General features: G+C 56.2%; 5 protein-coding genes and 1 pseudogene. 2 read left to right on the top strand and 4 right to left on the bottom strand.

Features of this window, described 5'->3' with window-relative positions:
- Nucleotides 1–690: 690 nt before the first annotated feature.
- Nucleotides 691–2,085: an MFS transporter gene (locus tag ACYVRB_RS14025; RefSeq protein WP_461216040.1), complete on the bottom strand. Its 1,395-nt coding sequence runs from the start codon at nucleotides 2,083–2,085 to the stop codon at nucleotides 691–693.
- Nucleotides 2,086–2,235: 150 nt separating this feature from the next.
- Here ACYVRB_RS14025 and ACYVRB_RS14020 point away from each other — a divergent pair, with 150 nt between their 5' ends.
- Together ACYVRB_RS14020 and ACYVRB_RS14015 are read left to right on the top strand one after the other, a co-directional pair.
- Nucleotides 2,236–2,961 (top strand): sunset domain-containing protein, encoded by a 726-nt coding sequence (locus ACYVRB_RS14020; protein WP_461216039.1) that lies wholly within the window; start codon nucleotides 2,236–2,238, stop codon nucleotides 2,959–2,961.
- A 21-nt stretch (nucleotides 2,962–2,982) separates the two neighbouring features.
- A complete protein-coding gene (locus ACYVRB_RS14015) occupies nucleotides 2,983–3,849 on the top strand; it encodes a DNA/RNA non-specific endonuclease (RefSeq protein WP_461216038.1) in 867 nt (288 codons plus the stop codon).
- Nucleotides 3,850–3,902: 53 nt separating this feature from the next.
- On the opposite strand, the gene ACYVRB_RS14010 is transcribed toward ACYVRB_RS14015, so the two are convergent.
- From ACYVRB_RS14010 to ACYVRB_RS14000, 3 genes and pseudogenes are all read right to left on the bottom strand, one after another.
- On the bottom strand, nucleotides 3,903–4,541 hold the full coding sequence (locus tag ACYVRB_RS14010; protein ID WP_461216037.1) for a histidine phosphatase family protein: 639 nt from the start codon (nucleotides 4,539–4,541) through the stop codon (nucleotides 3,903–3,905).
- Nucleotides 4,542–4,771: 230 nt separating this feature from the next.
- The gene (locus ACYVRB_RS14005; RefSeq protein WP_461216036.1) at nucleotides 4,772–5,374 is read right to left on the bottom strand and encodes a hypothetical protein; all 603 of its coding nucleotides are present in this window, start codon (nucleotides 5,372–5,374) and stop codon (nucleotides 4,772–4,774) included.
- A 98-nt stretch (nucleotides 5,375–5,472) separates the two neighbouring features.
- A pseudogene (locus ACYVRB_RS14000) lies at nucleotides 5,473–5,606 on the bottom strand (IS30 family transposase); the annotation flags it as partial.

Raw genomic sequence — 5,606 nt, 5'->3', positions numbered from 1 at the left:
CGTGATGGTTTTCGTCGACTCAACCTTAGCATATAGGCGCACCCAATGGGTGAAACACCAAAGCAGCGCAGTCCCGTGTGAATCATGGGATTGCGCTGCTTTTTTGAAATTCTATGAATAATCCAGGGTAAGTCCTCTTTGGGATGTCTTTTGGATGGTGGTATAGGTCGGGTTTGGTGTGTTCCGGCCCTTGAGATGGCTGGAACGGTGCGAGGCGCTCGGAAGCTAACTCGGCTCCGCCGAGTGGATCTTCCTCGACGCCTTTGTTGTAAGCGGCCAAGCCGCCAACAACAATGCCGCGCCTGAGCCATCTCGGGCCTCCACACCCCAAACCCTGACGTTAGCTTCTTGCGTCGCCGGAAGTGGCAATTTCTAAGAGAGTAGAAATGGATTGGATACAATCAACAAGTTAACCCGATTGGCCATTACATCAAACTATCCTGATACATCGAATTCAGGGTGTGGGTAAAAGTGACGGAAGCAGGTCAATCTGACGTGGTGAGATTGCTGTTGGCGACTTGTCGCTTACAGCAAGGCGCAGGTGGAGATCCACTTCGTCAAAGACGAAGTTAGCTCCGCCGAGCACCCTCTCCACGACAGATTGATCCTGCTGGAGTCGCTTTCACCCGCACCCAACAGTCAAACCGGTCTACCCAACACGAAATGCTACGCTGCCGGACAACGTCATTGCTACTGTATGATCTCGCGATTAGGATCACGCCAGTTGAGGTACCATACAACTGCAAGCAACAGTAAGACGCCGACGAATACCGCATGCAAAGCGCTTAGCAAGACGGTTTGCGTCGCGGCGCCGCTGGCGTGGCCGGCGACAGCCTGGTTGAGTGTGGCTTCGCTAACGTTGCCGCGCTTGGCAGCCAGCACCAGGTTCAACACCGCGCCGTACACACCGGTCATGATGGTTTGTCCGAGCGAGCGCCCCAGCGTCAACAACGCCGTCGCAGAGCCGACGAGCTCATCAGGGGCCAGATGCTGACTCAAGATTGTGTTTTGCGACACCACTAACCCCATCCCCGCGCCGTTGACCGCGGCGATGACATAGAAACCCCACGCCGGGAACCCGCGGCCGGACAGGACCAAGGCCAGATAAAACAGGAATTGCACGCTTACGACCGCCATCGTCAGCCGTTTAGGCACGATGTGGCGCAACGCCCAGGCCACGGCAAATGACGACAACAACCACATGATTGAGCTAGACGACACCACCAACCCCGCTTTGGTCGCGGCGAAGTGATAGATTGACTGCAACCAGATGGGAAAATAGACTTGATAGGCGATCAAAACGCCAGACAGTATCGCGGCGGTGACGATCTGAATGGTAAACGTGCGGCTGGTGAACAACCGTGGCGAAATCAGCGGATCCGCCGCCTTTTTTTCTTGGCGCACCAATGCACCTAAGCTGACGATGGCGACCACAAACAGGCCCAACGCCCACCAGCCGTTAGTCGCCAGACACTGCACCGCCAACAGCAACGACACGAGCAAGACCGTCAGCCAGGTGATTCCCGCCCAGTCGAGCTGGAGGCGTGTCGTCTGCGGATGCTCTTGATACCCCCACGCGACTAACCCCAACACGATCACACCGAGGGGCACATTGACGAAAAACACCCAATGCCACGACAGCGTGTCGACCAAAAAGCCGCCGAGCAATGGTCCGATCAAGGCCGACAGCCCCCAGGCAGTGTTATTCAGCGCCATGATCTGCGCGCGCTGTGCATAATCGAAGAAATCCGCGATGATCGTGAACGTCAGCGGCATCACCGCGCCGGCACCGATACCTTGCAACGCCCGCGCGGCAATCAGCAGTACAATGTTTGGGGCCAGCCCGCTAAACAGCGAGCCCAGCGTGAAAACCAAAACACCCCATGAGAAAAATCGCTTGCGGCCATAGGCGTCTGCCAGCTTGCCATAAATCGGCGTCGTCACCGCCGTCGTCAGCAGATATGCCGCCATGATCCAGCTTTGAAACGCCAGCCCGTGTAGCGCGGCAATGATCGCCGGTAGCGCGGTGGTGACGATGGTGACCTCCACTGAGGTCATGAAAGTGGCGATGAAGACTGCGGCCATGACAAGCCAACGACGATTGTTCAAGATGATTGCCCCCGAGTTAAAAGTGATGTGATTAGCGTACCGCAAGTTGATGAATGTGACAAAAGCAATTTGCAGACCCAGTGTTTTCCGGTATGCTGAAGGTAACACCTTTTGGAGGAGGACGACATGGCAACATTTTTTGGACTTATTTTCTTCGTGGCGTTGCTCGCGACCGGCTATTTTGCGGTGCGCTTCGTCATCGACCGCTTCACCCACCACACGCAACACCACCGCGGGCGCAAGACGCTTTTGGCGCTGGCGGTTATGATTGTCGCGCTCGTCGCAGTGGCCGTCAGCCCCTCAAGCACGGACCTGACCCCGTCGCAGGCGCGCAATAAGCTCAGCCAAGCTCAAACCACCAAGCATTCCTTGGCGGCGGAAATGGCAAGCGCAAAGCAGCGTCAACAAACGCTTAACAAGCAAAAAGCCTTGTTGCTGGCGGAAGTCGCCAATGCCGACGCCGACGAGAAAACGGCAACCAGCCGCAAACAGGCCGCCCAAAGTGCCAGCGCCAGCCAGGCTTCCGCGCAAGCGGCGAGTGCCAGCCAGGCGCGTGTCGAGGCGGCCAGTCAAGCTGCCGCTCAGGCTAAGGCAGCTTCTACTCGCGCGGCCGCGGCCAGTAGTCAGGCGGCAAGCGCAAGTCAAGCCGCGAGCACGGCAACTCCCCCCAGCGCACCAACCAACAATGGCGATATGAACACGGGCAACACCGGCAAGATCGTGGGTAACGTCAATTCTAAGATCTATCATGTTCCCGGCCAAGCCGGCTACCGCATGAATTCTGCCAACGCAGTTTATTTCAACACGGAAGCCCAAGCCCAAGCGGCCGGCTACCGAAAGTCGTTGCGGTAGCTAATCAGAAAGGAATCTCGCATGAAAAAACTCATCGCCTTAATCGTCGTCAGCGCCGCTGTGCTGACCGGCTGTGGCGCCCAACATACGGCTTCAGACGCCCAAGTCAGCTCGTTGAGCAGCGCCACCAAGACCAACCACAGCATCAAGCACACCTTGGAACAAACTGAATCAAAAAACCGTAAAACTGCCGCAACGATCAGCTCGCTCAAATCCCGCCTGAGTGCAGATCAACACGCCGCAAGCATCGCACAAAAGCAAACCCCTAAAGTCGCAGCTTCCAGCAAAGCCCCCGCCCAACCTGCCGCGACCACTGATCTGGCGGCCAAAAACTACGCCGGTCAACAAGAGATCGTCATCAACCAGAACAACCCTGGCTTTTCCGCCAGCGACTTATCGACGGCTCACAGTGCTTGGGAACGTTACAGTGATCTCGACAGCCAAAACCGGGCCGTCGATGCCCAGGCCCTGCTCAACCAATCGCTGATGCCATCGGCCAAGCGTGAACCGTTGACATGGGATCCGACTGGCTGGCATAACCGCCGCACCGCGCACGGCTGGCTGTACAACCGCAGCCACCTGATCGGATTTCAACTGAGCGGGGAAAACAACAATCCCAAGAACCTGATCACCGGCACGATGTCACTGAACAATCCACTGATGCTCGCTCACGAAATGGACATCGCCACCTACCTCAAGGCTTCCAGCAGCCATTACGTCCGCTACGAAGTCCGTCCTGTATATCGCGGCAGTGAACTCGTCGCCCGCGGGGTGCAGATGCGCGCCCAAAGTATCGGCGACAACAACATCCACTTCAACGTCTACATCTTCAATGTCGAAGATGGCTACACGATCGATTACGCGACCGGCACCAGCACGACAAACTGATCCCAAATTAAAAAGCATTCGGAATCTTCTTCAAGAATCCGGATGCTTTTTAATTACGCACGGCCTGCTTCGACATAAGTCAGCGAGTCGAATTCAAGGACGTTAACCTTCTCACCATCGATCGTCACGCGCGTCACACCGGCGTTGTTCAAACGGTTTTGGCCGTGCAACGGATAGCCGATGTAGGCCAACCACAGCAAGATCACGGTGCCATGAGCAACGACCATCACCTTGCCGGAATTGGCCTCAGCGATTTGGTGCAAGGCCTTGTCGAAGCGGAGCTGCACGGTCTTGGCGTCTTCACCGGCCGGATCGAGCTGGTGGACGGCGTTTGCGATCGGAACCAGCTTGGTGATGTCTTCTTGCGGTAGCAGTGTCGCCAGCGCTTCCGCGCGACGCTGTTGGGGATGGCCTTCGAAGCGGCCGTAGTTTTCTTCGCGCAACCCACTGTCAGTATGTAGCGGCAGGTATTGGTCTGCGGCATCAAGCGCCAGCTGGGCCGTGTCTTGGGCGCGGCCGAGGTCGCTCGAATAAGCGGCATCAAAAGCCACGCCCGCCTTCATCAGCCCGCGGCCAAGCGCCTTCGCGTCGGCTTGGCCGGCTGCGGTCAGCGGCGAATTGGCGTTGCCTTGGACGCGCTCTTCCACGTTAAACACGGTTTGCCCGTGGCGGATCAGGTAAAGTTCAGTCATAGTTCCCTCCATGTGTTTGCAACGGGACCCATTTTACCACAAGCAAGCGCAACGTTTTGTACGTTTGTGAAAAGCAATCGATTGCACGGCGAAGTCGCCCCAAACACGATAGCCAGGCTACCTGCCCAGCTAAAACCACTTTGCTCTGCTCTGGTGTCGTCGAGCTCCGCAAAGCAACGCGATCGCGACCAAGCTGACTTACCCACATCGCTAAACCCGCTTTGCTCTGGTCAGTTTTTCGTTTTTCGCAACACCTGGAAATTACTCCCGTTGATCTGGACATAATCGCCGACTCTGGCCTTGTCGTACATGCGCTTGGAAACAGATATCTGGCGCGTTTTACTGCCAATTTTAAGCGTCAATAAGTAGCGTTCGTGATGGTCACGCGCGCGAAACGCAGCATAGTACCAAAACGGAAAATAGGTGTGAGCAAAAGGCGAGCGGCGGAACGTGCGGTTGTTGATGAAATGCGTGCGACTGACCGCTTTCACCGCGGACTTGCCCATCGTAGGCGTCACCGGCTTGGTCACCTTGCTGACGCCAACGTGGCCGGCGTTAGCCTTAAAAGTCGAGACATGCGTGCCGCTGGTGTGCGGCGTGGTTGCGTGCGGACTCACGTGTGGTGTCGTATGTACGGAAACATGCGGTGAGACATGCACGGCCATCGCTACGTATTGGCTGCCATCATCAGCGTTCAACGACACCGCGCGCCGATGGGTCTTGGCAACCACCTTGCCTTGCATCGCCGTTTGCGACTGACTACCACAGCCTGCCAATGGCGCGGCCATGAGTATCGCCACAGTAAACGCGATAAACCCTTTCACTTTTTTCATTGGAATCCCCCTAAAAACCCGTGCGAATACACCCTGGTTTAATCAATATAACCTCTGACCCGACACGTGGCAACGAACAGTTTTGTCACGACGAATTGTCAACTAAAGTGCAACTTTTTACCCATGAAGACTTCTGATGGCGTCTTCCAGCCTAAGACCTTGCGTGGTCGATTATTCAGTTGTTCAATGTAAGTCTCAATTTCCTGGTCGCTCTGAAGGTCTAGGTCTGTGT

This window comes from Lacticaseibacillus boliensis (assembly GCF_054784775.1).
Note: the sequence above shows the minus strand (reverse complement) of the source record. Positions and strands in the feature narration are given on the sequence as shown.